This is a genomic window from Pseudomonas sp. Irchel s3f7, assembly GCF_900187615.1.
In the GTDB taxonomy this organism is placed as follows: domain Bacteria; phylum Pseudomonadota; class Gammaproteobacteria; order Pseudomonadales; family Pseudomonadaceae; genus Aquipseudomonas.
In genome coordinates, this window is record NZ_FYDO01000024.1 from 80,260 (window position 1) to 97,027 (window position 16,768).

Genomic DNA, 16,768 nt, shown 5'->3' on the forward strand with positions numbered 1-16,768 from the left:
TGACTACAATGACTCTGAATGATCAGTGCCCGCTGCGCATCATCTCTTTCGGCACATATTTGCCGATCTCGAATTTACCGATCGCCGCACGGTGCACTTCGTCCGGGCCATCGGCCAGGCGCAGGGTGCGTTGCATCGCATACATGTAGGCCAGTGGGAAATCGTTGGAAACCCCTGCCCCGCCATGAATCTGGATCGCCCGGTCGATCACCCGCAAGGCCACGTTCGGCGCCACGACCTTGATTTGCGCAATTTCACTTTTGGCCACTTTGTTGCCGACAGTGTCCATCATGTACGCCGCTTTTAATGTCAGCAGGCGCGCCATGTCGATTTCCATCCGCGAGTCGGCGATCTTGTCGATGTTGCCGCCCAGGCGAGCCAGCGGTTTGCCGAACGCCGTGCGATTCACCGAGCGTTTGCACATCAGTTCCAACGCGCGCTCGGCCATGCCGATCGAACGCATGCAGTGGTGAATCCGCCCAGGGCCAAGGCGACCTTGAGCGATTTCGAACCCGCGTCCTTCGCCCAACAGGACGTTTTCGTACGGCACCCGGACATTTTCAAAGTGCACTTCGGCGTGACCGTGAGGTGCATCGTCGTAACCGAACACGGGCAGCGGGCGCACGATCTTCACACCAGGCGCATCCACCGGCACCAGAATCATCGAGTGCTGGGCGTGACGCGGTGCGTCGGGATTGCTCAGGCCCATGAAGATCAGGATCTTGCAGCGCGGGTCGCAAGCGCCGGAAGTCCACCATTTCTTGCCGTTGATGACCCACTCGTCACCGTCACGCACAGCACGGGCGGCCATGTTAGTGGCGTCGGAGGACGCGACGTCCGGCTCGGTCATGGCGAAGGCCGAGCGGATCTCGCCACGCAGCAGGGGTTCGAGCCAACGCTGCTTTTGCTCTTCGTTGGCGTAACGCACCAACACTTCCATGTTGCCGGTGTCCGGCGCCGAGCAGTTGAACGGCTCAGGCCCCAGCAGTGAGCGGCCCATGATTTCCGCCAACGGCGCATATTCAAGGTTGGTCAGCCCGGCGCCCAGCTCGGACTCAGGCAGAAACAAATTCCACAGGCCTTCAGCCTTGGCCTTGAGTTTCAGTTCTTCCATGATCGCGGTCGGCTGCCAGCGATCGCCTTCGGCGACCTGACGTTCGAACACCGCTTCGGCGGGGTAAACGTAGGTGTCCATGAACGCAGTCACGCGCTCACGCAGTTCCTGAACCTTGGGCGAATAAGCGAAATCCATGAGCGAGATACCTTCTTGGGGGAGGTTGTTTAGGTCATGTATCGATGCTAGAACAGCGTTGATAATTTACCTAGCCTATTCTCGGCGTGTATAAACATTCATCACCGATATATGATCGGCTGATCTTCAAGGCCAGCCCGTCCACACAATAAGAGTGCCGCGCAATGAATCTGAGCAAGGTCGACCTGAACCTTTTCATCGTCTTCGACGCGATCTATACCGAAGCGAACCTGACCCGTGCGGGGCAAATCGTGGGCATCACCCAGCCAGCCGTCTCGAACGCTCTGGCCCGCCTGCGCGAGACCTTCAACGACCCTTTGTTCGTGCGTACCGCCCAGGGCATGGTGCCCACACCGATGGCGCAGAACATCATCGGCCCGGTGCGCAACGCCCTCTCGCTGCTGCGCATCTCCGTACAGGAAAGCCGCATTTTCAACCCGCAACAGGCGAACAAGACCTACCGCATCAGCATGACCGACCTCACGGAAGCAGTGATCCTGCCGCCGCTGTTCCAGCGCCTGCGTCGTCTCGCGCCGACGGTGATCATTGAAAGTTTCCTGTCCAAGCGCCGCGAAACCACCAAGGAGCTGGCAGCCGGTCGCCTCGATTTCGCCGTGGATGCGCCGCTCAACACCGACCCGCAGGTTCGCCACGTCAAATTGATGGAAGACCGCTACGTGTGTGCCATGCGCAAGGGGCATCCCCTGGCGGGCAAGGAAAAGCTCACCCTCGATGATTACCTGGGGCTGACCCATATCCATATTTCCAGCCGTCGCAGCGGCCTTGGTTATGTTGACCTCGCGCTGGGCAAGATGGGTATCCAGCGCAAGATCGCCCTGCGCTCTCAGCATTATTTGATGGCATCACAAGTGATGCAGCAGACGGACATGGTCATGACCGTGCCGGAGCGCTTTGCCCGTCGCAATGAGCTGCACGCCTTCAATCTGCCGGTCAACGACGTGCCGCCGGTGGAGACGCACCTGTACTGGCATGAAAGCACCGACCAGGATCCGGCCAACCGCTGGATGCGCGAACAAATGATCGAGTTGTGCCAGCAGGTGACGGCGCATGAGAAGAAGTTCGACGCTAAAATGGTGTAAAGCCATTCAAAAGATCGCAGCCTGCGGCAGCTCCTACATGGATACGCATTTTCCTGTAGGAGCTGCCGCAGGCTGCGATCCTTTTCGCCCCTTGACGTAAACGTCAACCTGCCATTAGCTTAGCGCCATGACCTTTCGTGAGCGCTTCCATGAGCAGCCAGACCTACAGCATTTCCGACCTCGCCCGCGAGCTCGACATCACCACCCGCGCCATTCGCTTTTATGAAGAGCAAGGCCTGCTCAGCCCCGAACGCCGTGGTCAGGAACGCATCTATTCGCCCCGTGACAAGGTCAGCCTGAAGCTGATCCTGCGGGGCAAGCGCATTGGCTTCTCCCTGGCCGAATGCCGTGAGTTGATCGAACTCTACGACCCGTCCAGCGGTAACACCAAGCAACTGCACAGCATGCTGGCGAAAATCAGCGAGCGCCGGGAGCAGCTTGAACAGCAAATGCTCGATATCGAGCAGATGAAACTGGAACTCGATACGGCGGAAGAGCGCTGCGTGCAGGCGCTGGAGCAGACGCTCAAAAGCCAGGAAGTCATTCAGTAAAACCCGGCCCCTGTAGGAGCGAGCCTGCTCGCGATGGTCGTTAACGATAACGCGTGCTTGCTGAATAACCGCGGTGGCTGGGAGCCCATCGCGAGCAGGCTCGCTCCTACAGGGCTCTTCGAACAATCAGCACAGGTCGATCCCCATGTCCCTTCCCTCCCACGTACGCCTTGTCGAAGTCGGCCCCCGCGACGGTCTGCAAAATGAAGCACAACCCATCAGTGTTACCGACAAGGTGCAACTGGTCGACGCACTGACCGCCGCCGGGCTCGGCTATATAGAAGTCGGTAGCTTCGTGTCGCCCAAGTGGGTGCCGCAGATGGCAGGGTCCGCCGAGGTTTTCGCGCAGATTCAGCGCAAGCCCGGTGTGGTCTACGGCGCACTCGCCCCCAATTTGCGCGGTTTTGAAGATGCCCTCGCAGCCGGGGTCAAGGAAGTGGCCGTATTCGCGGCGGCATCCGAGGCGTTTTCGCAGCGCAACATCAATTGCTCGATCAGCGAAAGCCTGGAGCGTTTCGTACCGATCATGGACGCCGCCAGACAGCACGGCGTGAGTGTGCGCGGTTACGTGTCGTGCGTGCTGGGCTGCCCTTATGAAGGTAACGTCGCCCCGGAACAGGTCGCCGTCGTCGCTCGCGAGCTCTACGCCATGGGCTGCTATGAAGTGTCCCTGGGCGACACCATCGGTACCGGCACGGCTGGCGCGACCCGCCGGATGTTCGACGTGGTATCGGCCGATGTGCCCCGGGACAAACTGGCGGGGCATTTCCACGATACCTATGGCCAGGCGGTCGCCAACATCTATGCAAGCCTGCTGGAAGGCATCGCGGTGTTCGACAGCTCCATCGCGGGGCTCGGCGGCTGCCCTTACGCCAAGGGCGCCAGCGGTAACGTTGCCACCGAGGACGTGGTTTACCTGCTCAACGGCCTGGGTATTCAGACCGGAATCGACCTGGATGCCCTGATCCGTGCCGGTCAGCAGATTTGCAACGTACTGGGGCGGCCTACCGGTTCTCGGGTGGCCAAGGTACGTAGCGCGCAATAAGTGGGGGGAATGTGTCCGGGTGTTACCGCCGTGGTCCGAAACGTGGGCAAAGCGAGTAACACGGAAACAAAATATAGGGGATCACCTGAGAGGCAAAATCCCGATAAAACCCAAAGCATTGATTTTAAAGGGCTTTAAAAAGTTGGCACGGCTCCTGCTATATCTATCGCACAACAAGAATAAAAAAAATTGCAGCAACCCTAATAAAAACAAAACGTAACGACTCTGACATAACAAAAACAACACGGCAGAGACGCAGCTAACAGATTTTTTTGGAGAAGATGTGCTTTTCAGGGTGCTTTTCGGAGTTACCCGCAACCGGACAGAGAACAATAAAACTACCCTCAGGTAGCTCCCGTACTGGTTGGATCGCTCAGCGAAAAAGTAGATCAGCGCTCAAAAAAATACGTTTGCTCTTGATCCCGAATGGGGGTCGCAAAAAAACAGCGGTAAAGGGCAACGGTTGCCAAAAACAAAAACAGACCGACCCTCAATAATAAAAAAAGAGCACGCGCAACGACAAATTAAAGGGGAGCTTCGGCTCCCCTTTGTGCTGTCTGCGATTTGGAATTCTCGATCCTGTAGGAGTTGGCTTGCTAGCGATGAACGATGACGCAGTCTGTCTGATGGACCGCGGCGCGCGCATCGCCAGCAAGCCGGCTCCTAGGGGATCGCTTTGAGCTCCGCGACGCTGATTTCACGCATCCGGAATTTCTGGATCTTGCCGGTTACCGTCATCGGAAACTCTTCCACAAACTTGAAGTAGCGCGGCGTCTTGTAGTGCGCGATGCGCTCCTTGCACCAGGTTTGCAGCTCTTGCTCGGTGGCGCTGTGGCCCGGATGGAACTTGATCCAGGCAACGATCTCTTCGCCATAACGCGAGCAAGGAATGCCAATCACCTGCACGTCAGCAACGGCCGGGTGAGCGAAGAAGAATTCTTCCAGCTCCCGTGGGTAAACATTCTCACCGCCACGGATGATCATGTCCTTGTTACGTCCGGCGATGCACACGTAACCCTCCTCATTCATGCTCGCCAGATCACCGGTGTGCATCCAGCCGGCCTGATCAATGGCTTCTGCCGTACCTTCGGGGTTGTTCCAGTAACCGAGCATCACACTGTAACCACGCGTGCACAGCTCGCCGATGGTTCCGCGGGGCACAAAGTTGCCCGACTCATCGATGATTTTGCTTTCAAGTTGCGGTTGAGTGCGGCCGACGGTGGTCACGCGCAGTTCCAGCTCGTCTGAAGGACCGGTCTGCAATGACACCGGACTGGTTTCCGTCATGCCGTAGGCAATCTGCACTTCGCTCATGTGCATTTCGCTGATGACCCGGCGCATCACCTCGATAGGACAAGTTGCGCCCGCCATGATCCCGGTGCGCAACGTCGACAGGTCGAACTCGGCCCGCTGCGGCTGATCCAGCATGGCGATGAACATGGTTGGCACGCCGTAGAGCGCTGTAGCCTTTTCTTCAGCGACCGTGCTCAGCGTCAGCAACGGGTCAAATGCATCGTTCGGGTAAATCATGGTGCTGCCGTGGGTCATGCAGCCAAGGTTGCCCATGACCATGCCAAAACAGTGATACAGCGGCACTGGAATCACCAGGCGATCATCGGCCGTCAGCCCGAGACTTTCGCCGACCATGTAACCGTTGTTGAGAATATTGTAGTGACTGAGGGTCGCGCCCTTGGGAAAACCGGTGGTACCGGAGGTGTACTGAATGTTTACGGGTTGATCGAAGTGCAGGCTGTCCTCGCGCTGGCGCAACTGCTCGACCGAAACGCTACCCGCGAGATCGGCCAGTTGCGACCACGGCAGAAAACCATTCGGCGGTTGCACATCCAGGCTGATGACGCCGCGCAGATCAGGCAAGCGCTCGCACTGCAATTGGCCAATGGATTGTTCTGCCAGCTCCGGCACCAGGCCTTGCAACATCGCGTGATAGTTGGACGTCTTGAAGGCCCCGGCGCACACCAGCCATTGGCAGCTGGACTGCTTCAATACGTACTCGAGTTCGGAACTGCGATAGGCGGGATTGATATTGACCAGAATCACGCCGATTTTCGCGGTGGCGATCTGCGTTATGCACCATTGCGCGCAGTTCGGCGCCCAGATGCCGAGACGATCCCCGGCTTGCAGGCCCAGCGTCAGCAATGCTCTAGCATGCAGATCCGCCGCGTCCCCCAGTTGTCGCCAGGTGTAGCGCAGCTGTTGATGGCGTACGACCAACGCCTCTGCGCTCGCATACTTCGCAACCGTGTTGTCGAAGGCCTGGCCGATGGTCATCGCCAGCAAGGCTTTGTCCTGAGAACCGCGGGTGTAACTGCGCTGCGAACTTGCACTGGGTTGATCCATGACGACCCCTATTGTCTTTATTGATGGGCTTGCCGCGGCAACCTGTAGGAGTGACCTGTGGCGAGGGGGCTTGCCCCCGTTGGGATGCGCAGCAGCCCCAAAATTTCCGATGTCTCGAAGACCTTGTGGGTGCTGCGCACTCAAACGGGGGCAAGCCCCCTCGCCACTGGCCATCAACACAGGATGAGCCGCGCTCTATCTTGAACTGGCTCTACTCTCGCTTAAGTTGACGTTAACGTAAAGGGTGATTGACAGCCATTCGTCACAGGCTTACGTTAACGTAAAGGTGAGAGCTGTAGCACTGCCCTCCCTACCCTACAAAAAAGCCAAAAGGTGTCCCATGAGCTACCCATCCCTGAACTTTGCCCTCGGTGAAACCATCGACATGCTGCGCGATCAGGTTCAGTCCTTCGTCGCTAAAGAGATCGCCCCGCGCGCCGCTCAGATCGACATCGACAACCTGTTCCCCGCTGACCTGTGGCGCAAATTCGGCGACATGGGCCTGCTGGGCATTACCGTGCCGGAAGAGTACGGCGGTGCCGGCCTGGGTTATCTGGCTCACGTTGTCGCAATGGAAGAAATCAGCCGTGGTTCAGCGTCGGTGGCACTGTCCTACGGCGCGCATTCCAACCTCTGCGTCAACCAGATCAACCGCAACGGCACTCACGAACAGAAATCCAAATACCTGCCAAAACTGATCAGCGGCGAACACATCGGCGCCCTGGCCATGAGCGAGCCGAATGCCGGTTCCGACGTGGTTTCGATGAAACTGCGTGCCGACAAACGTGGCGACAAGTACGTGCTCAACGGCAGCAAAACCTGGATCACCAACGGTCCGGATGCCAACACTTACGTGATTTACGCCAAAACCGACCTGGAGAAAGGCCCCCACGGCATCACCGCTTTCATCGTCGAGCGCGACTGGAAAGGCTTCAGCCGCAGCAACAAGTTCGACAAGCTCGGCATGCGCGGTTCGAACACCTGCGAACTGTTCTTTGATGACGTCGAAGTGCCGGAAGAAAACATCCTCGGCGTGCTCAACGGTGGTGTGAAAGTGCTGATGAGCGGCCTCGACTACGAACGCGTCGTGCTGTCCGGTGGCCCAACCGGGATCATGCAAGCCTGTATGGACCTGATCGTGCCGTACATCCACGACCGCAAGCAGTTCGGCCAAAGCATCGGCGAATTCCAGCTGATCCAGGGCAAAGTCGCCGACATGTACACCCAACTCAACGCCAGCCGCGCTTATCTGTACGCCGTGGCCCAGGCCTGCGAACGTGGCGAAACCACACGCAAGGACGCTGCCGGCGTGATCCTCTACAGCGCCGAACGCGCCACGCAAATGGCCCTCGACGCGATCCAGATTCTCGGCGGCAACGGCTACATCAACGAATTCCCGGCCGGCCGACTGCTGCGTGACGCCAAGTTGTACGAAATCGGCGCGGGCACCAGTGAGATCCGTCGCATGCTGATCGGTCGCGAACTGTTCAACGAAACCCGCTAAACGGAGCTGTCCATGGCAACCTTGCATACCCAGCTCACCCCCCGTTCAGCGGAGTTCGCAGCCAACAGCGCAGCGATGCTCAAACAGGTCGACGCCCTGCACACTTTGCTCGCTCAAGTGGCCCAAGGTGGCGGCCCCAAGGCTCAGGAACGCCACACCTCGCGGGGCAAACTGCTGCCTCGCGAGCGCATCAATCGCCTGCTCGATCCGGGTTCGCCGTTTCTGGAGATCAGCCAACTGGCGGCCTACGAGGTTTATGGAGAAGACGTTCCCGCGGCTGGCGTGATTGCCGGGATCGGTCGCGTGGAAGGCATCGAATGCATGATTGTCGCCAACGATGCCACCGTGAAAGGTGGCTCGTATTACCCGCTGACAGTGAAGAAGCACCTGCGCGCCCAGACCATCGCGCAGCAGAATCGCCTGCCGTGCATCTACCTGGTGGATTCGGGCGGCGCCAACCTGCCGCGTCAGGATGAAGTGTTTCCGGACCGCGAACACTTCGGCCGGATCTTCTTCAATCAGGCCAACATGAGCGCCATGGGCATTCCGCAGATTGCCGTGGTCATGGGTTCCTGCACCGCCGGTGGTGCTTATGTGCCAGCAATGGCCGACGAAGCGATCATGGTCCGCCAACAGGCAACGATTTTCCTGGCTGGTCCACCGCTGGTGAAAGCTGCGACCGGTGAAGTGGTCAGTGCCGAGGATCTCGGCGGGGCCGATGTGCACTGCAAGATCTCCGGGGTAGCGGACCATTACGCCGAGAGCGACGAACACGCGCTTGCCCTCGCCCGCCGCAGCATCGCCAACCTCAACTGGCGCAAACTCGGTGAGGTGCAACAGCGCGCACCGATCGCGCCGCTGTACGGCAGCGACGAGTTGTACGGCGTGGTCCCGGCCGACGCGAAGCAGCCATTCGATGTGCGCGAAGTGATTGCACGGCTGGTGGACGGTTCGGTGTTCGATGAATTCAAGGCACTGTTCGGTACTACATTGGTTTGCGGCTTTGCCTACCTGCACGGTTACCCGATCGCAATCCTCGCCAACAACGGCATCCTGTTCGCGGAGGCGGCGCAGAAAGGCGCGCACTTCATCGAGCTGGCCTGTCAGCGTGGCATTCCGCTGCTGTTCCTGCAGAACATCACCGGTTTCATGGTCGGTCAGAAATACGAGGCCGGCGGCATCGCCAAGCACGGCGCGAAACTGGTGACTGCCGTGGCTTGCGCCAAGGTACCGAAATTCACCGTGATCATCGGCGGCAGTTTTGGCGCCGGTAACTACGGCATGTGCGGCCGCGCCTATGACCCGCGCTTCCTGTGGATGTGGCCGAACGCGCGCATCGGCGTAATGGGCGCCGAACAGGCGGCCGGCGTGCTAGTGCAGGTCAAGCGTGAGCAGGCTGAACGCAGCGGCCAGGGTTTCAGCGCCGAGCAGGAAGCCGAGATCAAGCAGCCGATACTCGACCAGTACGAAGAACAGGGTCACCCCTATTATTCCAGCGCGCGCTTGTGGGACGACGGTGTCATCGACCCGGCCCAAACCCGCGACGTACTGGCCCTGGCCTTGTCCGCGTCGTTGAACGCGCCAATCGAACCGAGCCGCTTCGGCGTGTTCCGGATGTGATCGGGAGAAGAACATGAGCGACTTCAACACCCTCGAACTGCTGACCGACCCCCGTGGTTTCGCGACCCTATGGCTCAGCCGTGAAGAAAAGAACAACGCCTTCAACGCCGAAATGATCCGCGAGTTGATCCTCGCCCTCGATAAAGTGGCGAGCAATTCCAGCCTGCGATTCCTGATCGTGCGCGGTCGCGGCAAGCACTTCAGCGCCGGCGCCGACCTGGCCTGGATGCAGCAATCGGCCGAACTCGATTACGCCACCAACCTCGATGACGCCCGGGAACTGGCGGAGTTGATGTACAACCTGGCCAAACTGAAAGTTCCGACCCTGGCCGTGGTGCAAGGCGCAGCCTTTGGTGGCGCCCTGGGCCTGATCAGTTGCTGCGACATGGCCATCGGCGCCGATGACGCGCAGTTCTGCCTGTCGGAAGTACGCATCGGCCTGGCACCTGCAGTGATCAGCCCGTTCGTGGTGCAAGCGATTGGCGAGCGCGCGACCCGTCGTTATGCCTTGACCGCCGAGCGCTTCGGCGGGCAACGGGCGCAGGAAATCGGTTTGTTGTCGGAGAGTTATGCAAGTGCCGAGCTGGAACAGAAAGTCGAGCAATGGATCGTCAATCTGTTGCTCAACAGTCCGGCCGCGATGCGCGCCAGCAAGGAGCTGCTGCGCGAAGTCGGCGACGGTTCACTGACCCCGGCATTGCGCCGCTACACCGAAAACGCCATCGCCCGCATTCGCGTCAGCGCCGAAGGCCAGGAAGGCCTGCGCGCCTTCCTGCAAAAACGTCCGCCGAACTGGCAAGCCGAAACCACCAAGGAGCCCCGCTGATGAGCGCACCTGTTATCACCACGCTACTGGTGGCCAACCGTGGCGAAATCGCTTGCCGGGTGATGCGCACCGCCAAGGCTCTGGGCCTGACCACCGTCGCGGTGCACAGCGCCACCGACCGTGATGCTCGCCATAGCCGGGAAGCCGATGTTCGCGTCGACCTCGGTGGCAGCAAAGCCGCCGATAGCTACCTGCAAATCGACAAACTGATCGCGGCGGCCAAGGCCAGCGGTGCCCAGGCGATTCACCCCGGTTATGGCTTTTTGTCGGAAAACGCCGGGTTCGCCCGCGCCATCGAAAACGCCGGCCTGATTTTTCTCGGCCCGCCCGCCTCGGCCATCGACGCCATGGGCAGCAAGTCCGCCGCCAAAGCCCTGATGGAAACCGCTGGCGTGCCATTGGTGCCGGGCTATCACGGTGAAGCCCAGGACCTCGACACCTTCCGCGATGCCTGCGAACGCATTGGCTACCCAGTGTTGCTCAAGGCCACGGCCGGTGGTGGCGGCAAAGGCATGAAAGTGGTCGAAGACGTCAGCCAACTGGCCGAAGCCCTGGCCTCGGCCCAGCGTGAAGCGCAATCGTCATTCGGCGATTCGCGGATGCTGGTGGAGAAATACCTGCTCAAACCGCGTCACGTGGAAATCCAGGTATTCGCCGATCAGCACGGCAACTGCCTGTACCTCAACGAACGTGACTGCTCGATTCAGCGCCGGCACCAGAAAGTCGTCGAAGAAGCGCCCGCGCCGGGGCTGAGCCCCGAACTGCGTCGCGCCATGGGCGAAGCCGCTGTGCGCTCGGCGCAGGCCATTGGTTACGTCGGCGCCGGTACGGTGGAGTTCTTGCTGGATGCGCGCGGTGAGTTCTTCTTCATGGAGATGAACACGCGACTGCAAGTCGAGCACCCGGTCACCGAAGCCATCACCGGCCTCGACCTGGTGGCCTGGCAGATCCGCGTGGCCCGTGGCGAGGACTTGCCGATGACCCAGGATCAGGTTCCGTTGATCGGCCATGCGATTGAAGTCAGGTTGTATGCCGAGGATCCGGGTAATGACTTCCTGCCGGCCACCGGTCGCCTGGCGTTGTACCGCGAATCGGCCCCGGGCGCGGGTCGCCGGGTGGACAGCGGCGTCGAAGAAGGTGACGAGATCTCGCCGTTCTACGACCCGATGCTGGGCAAGCTGATTGCCTGGGGTGAGGACCGTGAGCAGGCCCGTTTGCGCCTGCTGAGCATGCTCGATGAGTTCGCCATCGGCGGGCTGAAGACCAACATCAACTTCCTGCGTCGCATCGTTGCCCATCCCGCGTTTGCCGCCGCCGAACTGGATACCGGGTTCATTCCGCGCTATCAGGAACAACTGCTGCCGGCCCCTTCGCAACTAGATGACGAATTCTGGCAAGCCGCCGCACAGGCATTTACCCAAAGCCAGCCGAATGCAACCCGCGCCGATGACCCGAGTTCGCCTTGGTCGAACGCCAGCGGTTTCCGCTCCGGCCTGCCTCGTGAAATCACCTTGCACCTGAGTTGTGAGGACCAGGATCGCGCACTGACCTTGGGTAACGATTGTTCTCACACAGCACAGCTCAAGGGTGAGTACTTGCTGACCGAGCACAACGGTTTACGTCGCCAGCATCGCGCCATTCGCCATGGCGACTCTGTGTACTTGCAATGGGACGGTGAACTGCGCCGCATCGAGACTTACGACCCGATCAGCGCCGTCGAAGCCAGCCACAGCCATCAAGGTGGCCTGACCGCCCCCATGAACGGCAGCATCGTCCGCGTGCTGGTAGAGGCCGGCCAATCGGTGGAAGCCGGGGCGCAATTGGTGGTACTGGAAGCGATGAAGATGGAGCACAGCATTCGTGCGCCCCATGCCGGAGTGATCAAGGCGCTGTATTGCCAGGAAGGCGAGATGGTCAGCGAAGGCAGTGCGCTGGTCGAGCTGGAAGAGGCTTGAAATGAAGATCGGTCCTACGCTTTGCGTGGACCGATCTGACTAGAACCTGGTGGTTGCCTGAACCACCACGCCGATGATTCGGCATTCTTCTGAGTAAAGGGCTTTCGGATAGGTCGGATTGAGCGGAACCAGATAACGCTGCCCGCCCTCCTCGATCAACTTGCGAAACGTCGCTTCGGCACTGCCAGGCCATTGGGCAATGACCAGTTTGCCGGGCTCCGCCTCTACGTCCGGATCCACCAGGATCAGCATGCCTTCCGGGATGCTGACGCCGTTGGGAGCAGTCATTGCGTCACCCACCACCTTCAACCAGAATGCCGCGCCCCGGGCGTGATAGTCGGTCAATTCGAACTGCGCCTTGCCATACGCCGCCAACTCGCCATCGCGTGCTTCGACAGGTTCGCGCCAGTCACTGACCGGGTAGCGGAAGTACGGGTTGTACTTGTGCGTCAGCGAAAGCTCGTCGTCCTGAGACGCCTGCGGCTCGCGGATCACCAGGGCCACTTCGAGGAACCCCAGGCCGAGCGCATGCAACACGCGATTCATGTCATCGATGCCAGGCTCGCGGCGCTTGTTGAGCCAGTGACCTATGCCACCCTGGGACATTCCGAGACGTTCGGCGAGTATTTCCTGAGTGATCTTGAGTTCACTCATCTTGGCCTTGACCAATTCGATCCATTTATCCATGTGCGGCACGATACGTGGGCGACTCCGGCCATCAAAACACACATTGTAGTATTTAATTGATCGTCACAAATACAAATCGTACTAGGATGGATTCACGGATCTGAATCAATCACGGAGCTTGCCATCGCCATGAACCAACCCGCCAACGACCTGCCCGACATGCAAATGGACACGTCCCTCACCTCGCCGCAGGGGTCCGCCGCTGCACAGCGTGCGCTGGACTATTACTTGAAACCGACTGTTTCAGAGGACATGAACGAATCGCGATTCTTTGATGTAAACCGCAATGTCAGCAGTGAGGAGGCACTGGTCCATGCCTCGGACCTGTTGCGATGCGCCGCCGCGACGGCGTTCGAGTCAGCCAGTCATTTGCAAGGAGCAAACCGGGACCTGGCGTTTTCGACGGTGCATATGATCGACATGGCCAAGGCGATGGTGGATCGCTCGCTGGAAGGGCATCAAAGAGGTTGAATTCGGGATGCAAAAAGGGAGGACGGAAAAGAATTTTCCAATCGAATAGATAAAAAAGTTTGACTTGCAAACGAGAATGATTATTATTGCAACAACTGGTCGCGAGATCAGTCGATGGACCAGGGACCTTAGGTCGGTCTCCTGGACTATCTCCTCATCAGGCTAATCACGGTTTTTGACCCGGCTTTTTGCCGGGTCTTTTTTTGCCAGTTTTTCTGGCTTTGGCTTCAGGCTAATGAAGTCTTTTTGGGCACTGCCAATTTGAAGGCGCGGATAATATCAAAAGAGCATCAGCTGGCAAGAGAAGCCCGTCTTCATTAGCTAAAATTAAAATAGAAATAGCACTTGAGAATCAATCGCACAGTCTCTAAGCTGCGTCCGCGTCATGGAGGACGCCCCCCTCGCACCCCGCAATTTCCCTCGGTTTCACCCCTGTCTTGCGTGTAAAGTAGCTGCGATAAAAATCATATTCAGGAAACGATTATGACCGTGGCGAAATCCTCTTTCGATATCAGTGCCAACTTCGACAGTGGCAATATTGAAGTCCTGGATATCAGCAATCCATTGCAAGCATTGTTGGCCATCAAGCCCGATACCCGCAGCCCGCATTTCCAGTGGTTCCACTTCAAGGCCAGCGGCCTGCATGTCGGCCAGGAACACTGGTTCCGCCTGAGCAACGCCAGCAAATCCTCGTATAACAAAGCCTGGGATGGCTATCAGGCCGTCGCTTCCTACGACCACGTCAACTGGTTCCGGGTGCCGACCATTTTCGAAGGCGATTGCCTGCGCTTCAGCCTCGAAGCTACCGCCACCCACGCCTGGTGTGCCTACTTCGAACCCTACAGCCGTGGCCGCCACGACTGCCTGATCGAGCAAGCCCTGACCAAGGCCGGCACCGAACTGCTGGCGACCGGCAAGAGCGTCGAAGGGCGTGACATCCAGTTGCTACGCAAAGGCACCGGCGCTGAAGGCCGGCGCAAGGTGTGGATCATCGCCCAGCAGCATCCGGGCGAGCACATGGCCGAATGGTTCATGGAAGGCGTGATCGAGCGCCTGGAAAAGCGCGACGACCCGGTCCTGAACAAACTGCTGGCCAGCGCCGACGTGTACCTGGTGCCGAACATGAACCCGGACGGCGCTTTCCACGGTCACCTGCGCACCAACGCCATGGGCCAGGACCTCAATCGCGCCTGGCAAAGCGCCAGCCAGGAAATCAGCCCGGAGGTCTTTTTCGTACAGCAGCAGATGGAAAAGTACGGCGTCGATCTGTTTCTCGACATCCATGGCGAGGAAGAAATCCCTTACGTGTTTACCGCCGGTTGCGAAGGTAATCCCGGTTACACACCGCGCATCGCCAAACTCGAAGAACACTTCCGCAGCCATCTGAAGCACCTGACCAAGGACTTCCAGACCGCCCACGGCTACACCCTCGACAAACCAGGCGAAGCCAACATGACCTTGGCCTGCAACAGCGTTGGCCAGCAGTACGACTGCTTGTCGCTGACCCTGGAAATGCCGTTCAAGGACAACAACGATGCGCCGAATGTGCTGACGGGGTGGTCAGGCAAGCGTTCGAAACAGTTGGGCAAGGATGTGTTGACGACGGTGGCGGAGATGGTCGACTCCCTGCGTTGATCAACTTCGCAGGAAAATGAGCACACACTGTGGCGAGGGAGCTTGCTCCCTCGCCACGGATTTCCGCAGTTTTCTAACCGCGATCCCTGCCCCGCAACATGCTGTCCAGCACATCATCGCGGCGCACCCAACCGTGAAACAACGCCGCCGCCAGATGCAGCAATACGGTCAAAAACAGCAAATACGCCAGATACCCGTGCGCCTTGCGAAGGAATGCAAACACCTGCGCATTCGCCGACACAATGGATGGCAACTGCAGCGAACCACTGAGCATCACCGGCTCACCCGACGCCGAAATCATCGCCCAGCCAAGCAATGGCAAAACCAACATCAAGGCATACAGCAAGACATGCGACGCCTTGGCCGCCAACACTTGCCAACCCGGCAGGTCCGCCGGCAGCGGTGGTTGCGTGGTGGAGAAGCGCACCACCAGCCGCACGATCACCAGCAGCAAAATGGCGATGCCCAAGGGTTTGTGCAGATGGATCAGCCATTCATGTCGCTCAGAGACCGAGGCGACCATACCGGCGCCGATAAACAGCATGGCAATGATCATCAGCGCCATCAGCCAGTGCAGCAGACGCGCCAGCGGGGCGAAGTGGTTCGGTTGAGTGCTCATTGCCGGGTCTCCTGTTTGGCGGCGGGCAATTGACTGACTTCGCTGGTGCGACGCAGGTAGGAATTGGCGTAACCGGCTGAACGAGCGGCGAGTAACGGGTCGTCGGACCCTTCGATCCCGGCAGGCAATACCAGCGGGTCGTAGTTGATGTCACGGCATTCGCCATTGAGTTGCGGCTGGGTGCTCTCAAGGACCAGGGTCCCGGCGTTCAAGACTTTGCGCCCTGTGGGCCAGGCCTTGCTGGCGTCGTCGACCGGGTCACCCGGGTTGGCCAGGGTGAGATTCAGTTGCCAGCGCAAGGGTCCTGCGGCGATGCGCTGCACCAGATCCTTTTCCAGAAAGTCGCCACCTTCGGATGCCATCGCACCCGGCGCGTCTTGCGCCACCGGCACCATGCTCCAGCGCACGGCCTGGCGCTGCCCGGTGGCGTTGACCAGGTAAAACGCGTTGACGCTGTTGTAGGTTTCCGTCACATAGCTTGCCGACGGTTTGGCGGTCTTGACCCAAGCCAGGAACGGCGCGGATTCCGGGTGCGAACCGAAGAACGCCGGCACCGCTTTAGGGTCCGGTTTGCCGGTCGCCGGATCGGGCGACTGGGCCTGTTGAAACTGGTAGAACGCTTCCGGCGTACCCACCGGGAACACCGGCATGCTGTTCATCCCGGTGCGCCATTGCTGGCCGTTGGCCTGAGTGAAGCGCAGTGCCAGGCTGCGGATCGGCACGGCGTTGTCCGGCGCATAAGGATTACCCGCCGGCAGGGCAAAACGCCCTACCACCGGGGTCCGAGCCTCATTGAACACCTGGGCGGTTGAGTAACTGCGCGCCTCACCGCTGCTTTCGAAGTGCCCGATCACGCACACGCCTTTGGAGTGGTTGCGACGGAAACCGGGGTGCACGCCGTTGTTGGTTTCCAGCACATTGATCAGCTTTTTCGGCGTCAGGCGCTGTGGGTCGAAGGTGCCATTGACGTAGGCAAACGCCGCGGCCAGCACAGCGACGACGACGGCAATGCCGGTCAGGCGCAGTGTCAGGCTCGCGGCACTCAGCGGTGGCCGGTCCGGCCCCGTTGGCGGTGATGATCGATCTACCATGAAAGACTCCAGGGCCATCGGCCACAAGTGAGAAGAATCAAGCAGACGAACCGC

The 16,768-nt window shown here is 59.4% G+C and carries 14 protein-coding genes; 9 read left to right on the top strand and 5 right to left on the bottom strand.

The genetic code is table 11. The annotated features are described in order from the left end of the window. Positions 1-22 precede the first annotated feature (22 nt). Positions 23-1,252 carry an acyl-CoA dehydrogenase gene (locus CKW19_RS20525; protein ID WP_095059574.1) on the bottom strand — a complete coding sequence of 410 codons (1,230 nt, stop codon included), beginning with the start codon at positions 1,250-1,252 and terminating at the stop codon, positions 23-25. 164 nt (positions 1,253-1,416) lie between these two features. On the opposite strand from CKW19_RS20525, the gene CKW19_RS20530 reads away from it, so the two are divergent. From CKW19_RS20530 to CKW19_RS20540, 3 genes are all read left to right on the top strand, one after another. Continuing rightward, positions 1,417-2,352, top strand: a complete 936-nt coding sequence (locus CKW19_RS20530; protein WP_095059575.1) for a LysR family transcriptional regulator — start codon at positions 1,417-1,419, stop codon at positions 2,350-2,352. A gap of 149 nt (positions 2,353-2,501) precedes the next feature. Next, positions 2,502-2,903 (top strand): MerR family DNA-binding transcriptional regulator, encoded by a 402-nt coding sequence (locus tag CKW19_RS20535; RefSeq protein ID WP_057714129.1) that lies wholly within the window; start codon positions 2,502-2,504, stop codon positions 2,901-2,903. A 145-nt stretch (positions 2,904-3,048) separates the two neighbouring features. Further along, complete coding sequence (locus tag CKW19_RS20540; RefSeq protein ID WP_095059576.1) at positions 3,049-3,948, top strand: hydroxymethylglutaryl-CoA lyase; 900 nt, start codon at positions 3,049-3,051, stop codon at positions 3,946-3,948. A gap of 663 nt (positions 3,949-4,611) precedes the next feature. On the opposite strand, the gene CKW19_RS20545 is transcribed toward CKW19_RS20540, so the two are convergent. Continuing rightward, a complete protein-coding gene (locus CKW19_RS20545) occupies positions 4,612-6,306 on the bottom strand; it encodes an AMP-binding protein (protein ID WP_095059577.1) in 1,695 nt (564 codons plus the stop codon). Positions 6,307-6,646: 340 nt separating this feature from the next. Between CKW19_RS20545 and CKW19_RS20555 the strand changes: the two genes are divergently transcribed. Genes CKW19_RS20555 through CKW19_RS20570 form a run of 4 tightly spaced genes read left to right on the top strand, consistent with a single transcriptional unit; the run spans position 6,647 to position 12,211 of the window. Next, positions 6,647-7,810 carry an isovaleryl-CoA dehydrogenase gene (locus CKW19_RS20555; protein ID WP_095059578.1) on the top strand — a complete coding sequence of 388 codons (1,164 nt, stop codon included), beginning with the start codon at positions 6,647-6,649 and terminating at the stop codon, positions 7,808-7,810. Positions 7,811-7,822: 12 nt separating this feature from the next. Continuing rightward, positions 7,823-9,430 (top strand): carboxyl transferase domain-containing protein, encoded by a 1,608-nt coding sequence (locus CKW19_RS20560; RefSeq protein WP_095059579.1) that lies wholly within the window; start codon positions 7,823-7,825, stop codon positions 9,428-9,430. A gap of 13 nt (positions 9,431-9,443) precedes the next feature. Beyond that, positions 9,444-10,256, top strand: coding sequence for a gamma-carboxygeranoyl-CoA hydratase (locus CKW19_RS20565; protein WP_095059580.1), 813 nt, complete (start codon positions 9,444-9,446; stop codon positions 10,254-10,256). Further along, positions 10,256-12,211 (top strand): acetyl/propionyl/methylcrotonyl-CoA carboxylase subunit alpha, encoded by a 1,956-nt coding sequence (locus CKW19_RS20570; RefSeq protein WP_095059581.1) that lies wholly within the window; start codon positions 10,256-10,258, stop codon positions 12,209-12,211. Before CKW19_RS20565 ends, CKW19_RS20570 begins: the two co-directional genes overlap by 1 nt. 39 nt (positions 12,212-12,250) lie before the next feature. Here the strand turns inward: CKW19_RS20570 and CKW19_RS20575 are convergent, their stop codons facing one another. Continuing rightward, entirely contained in the window at positions 12,251-12,898 is a 648-nt protein-coding gene (locus CKW19_RS20575) for a LexA family transcriptional regulator (RefSeq protein ID WP_095059582.1), read from the bottom strand. Positions 12,899-13,027: 129 nt separating this feature from the next. Between CKW19_RS20575 and CKW19_RS20580 the strand changes: the two genes are divergently transcribed. Together CKW19_RS20580 and CKW19_RS20585 are read left to right on the top strand one after the other, a co-directional pair. After that, the gene (locus tag CKW19_RS20580; protein WP_095059583.1) at positions 13,028-13,369 is read left to right on the top strand and encodes a DUF6124 family protein; all 342 of its coding nucleotides are present in this window, start codon (positions 13,028-13,030) and stop codon (positions 13,367-13,369) included. Between the two features lie 483 nt (positions 13,370-13,852). Next, on the top strand, positions 13,853-15,004 hold the full coding sequence (locus CKW19_RS20585) for a M14-type cytosolic carboxypeptidase (RefSeq protein WP_095059584.1): 1,152 nt from the start codon (positions 13,853-13,855) through the stop codon (positions 15,002-15,004). 73 nt (positions 15,005-15,077) lie between these two features. Here CKW19_RS20585 and CKW19_RS20590 read toward each other — a convergent pair whose 3' ends face one another. Next, complete coding sequence (locus tag CKW19_RS20590; protein ID WP_095059585.1) at positions 15,078-15,623, bottom strand: cytochrome b; 546 nt, start codon at positions 15,621-15,623, stop codon at positions 15,078-15,080. Beyond that, a complete protein-coding gene (locus CKW19_RS20595; protein WP_095059586.1) occupies positions 15,620-16,714 on the bottom strand; it encodes a catalase family peroxidase in 1,095 nt (364 codons plus the stop codon). Before CKW19_RS20595 ends, CKW19_RS20590 begins: the two co-directional genes overlap by 4 nt. Between the last annotated feature and the right edge of the window lie 54 nt (positions 16,715-16,768).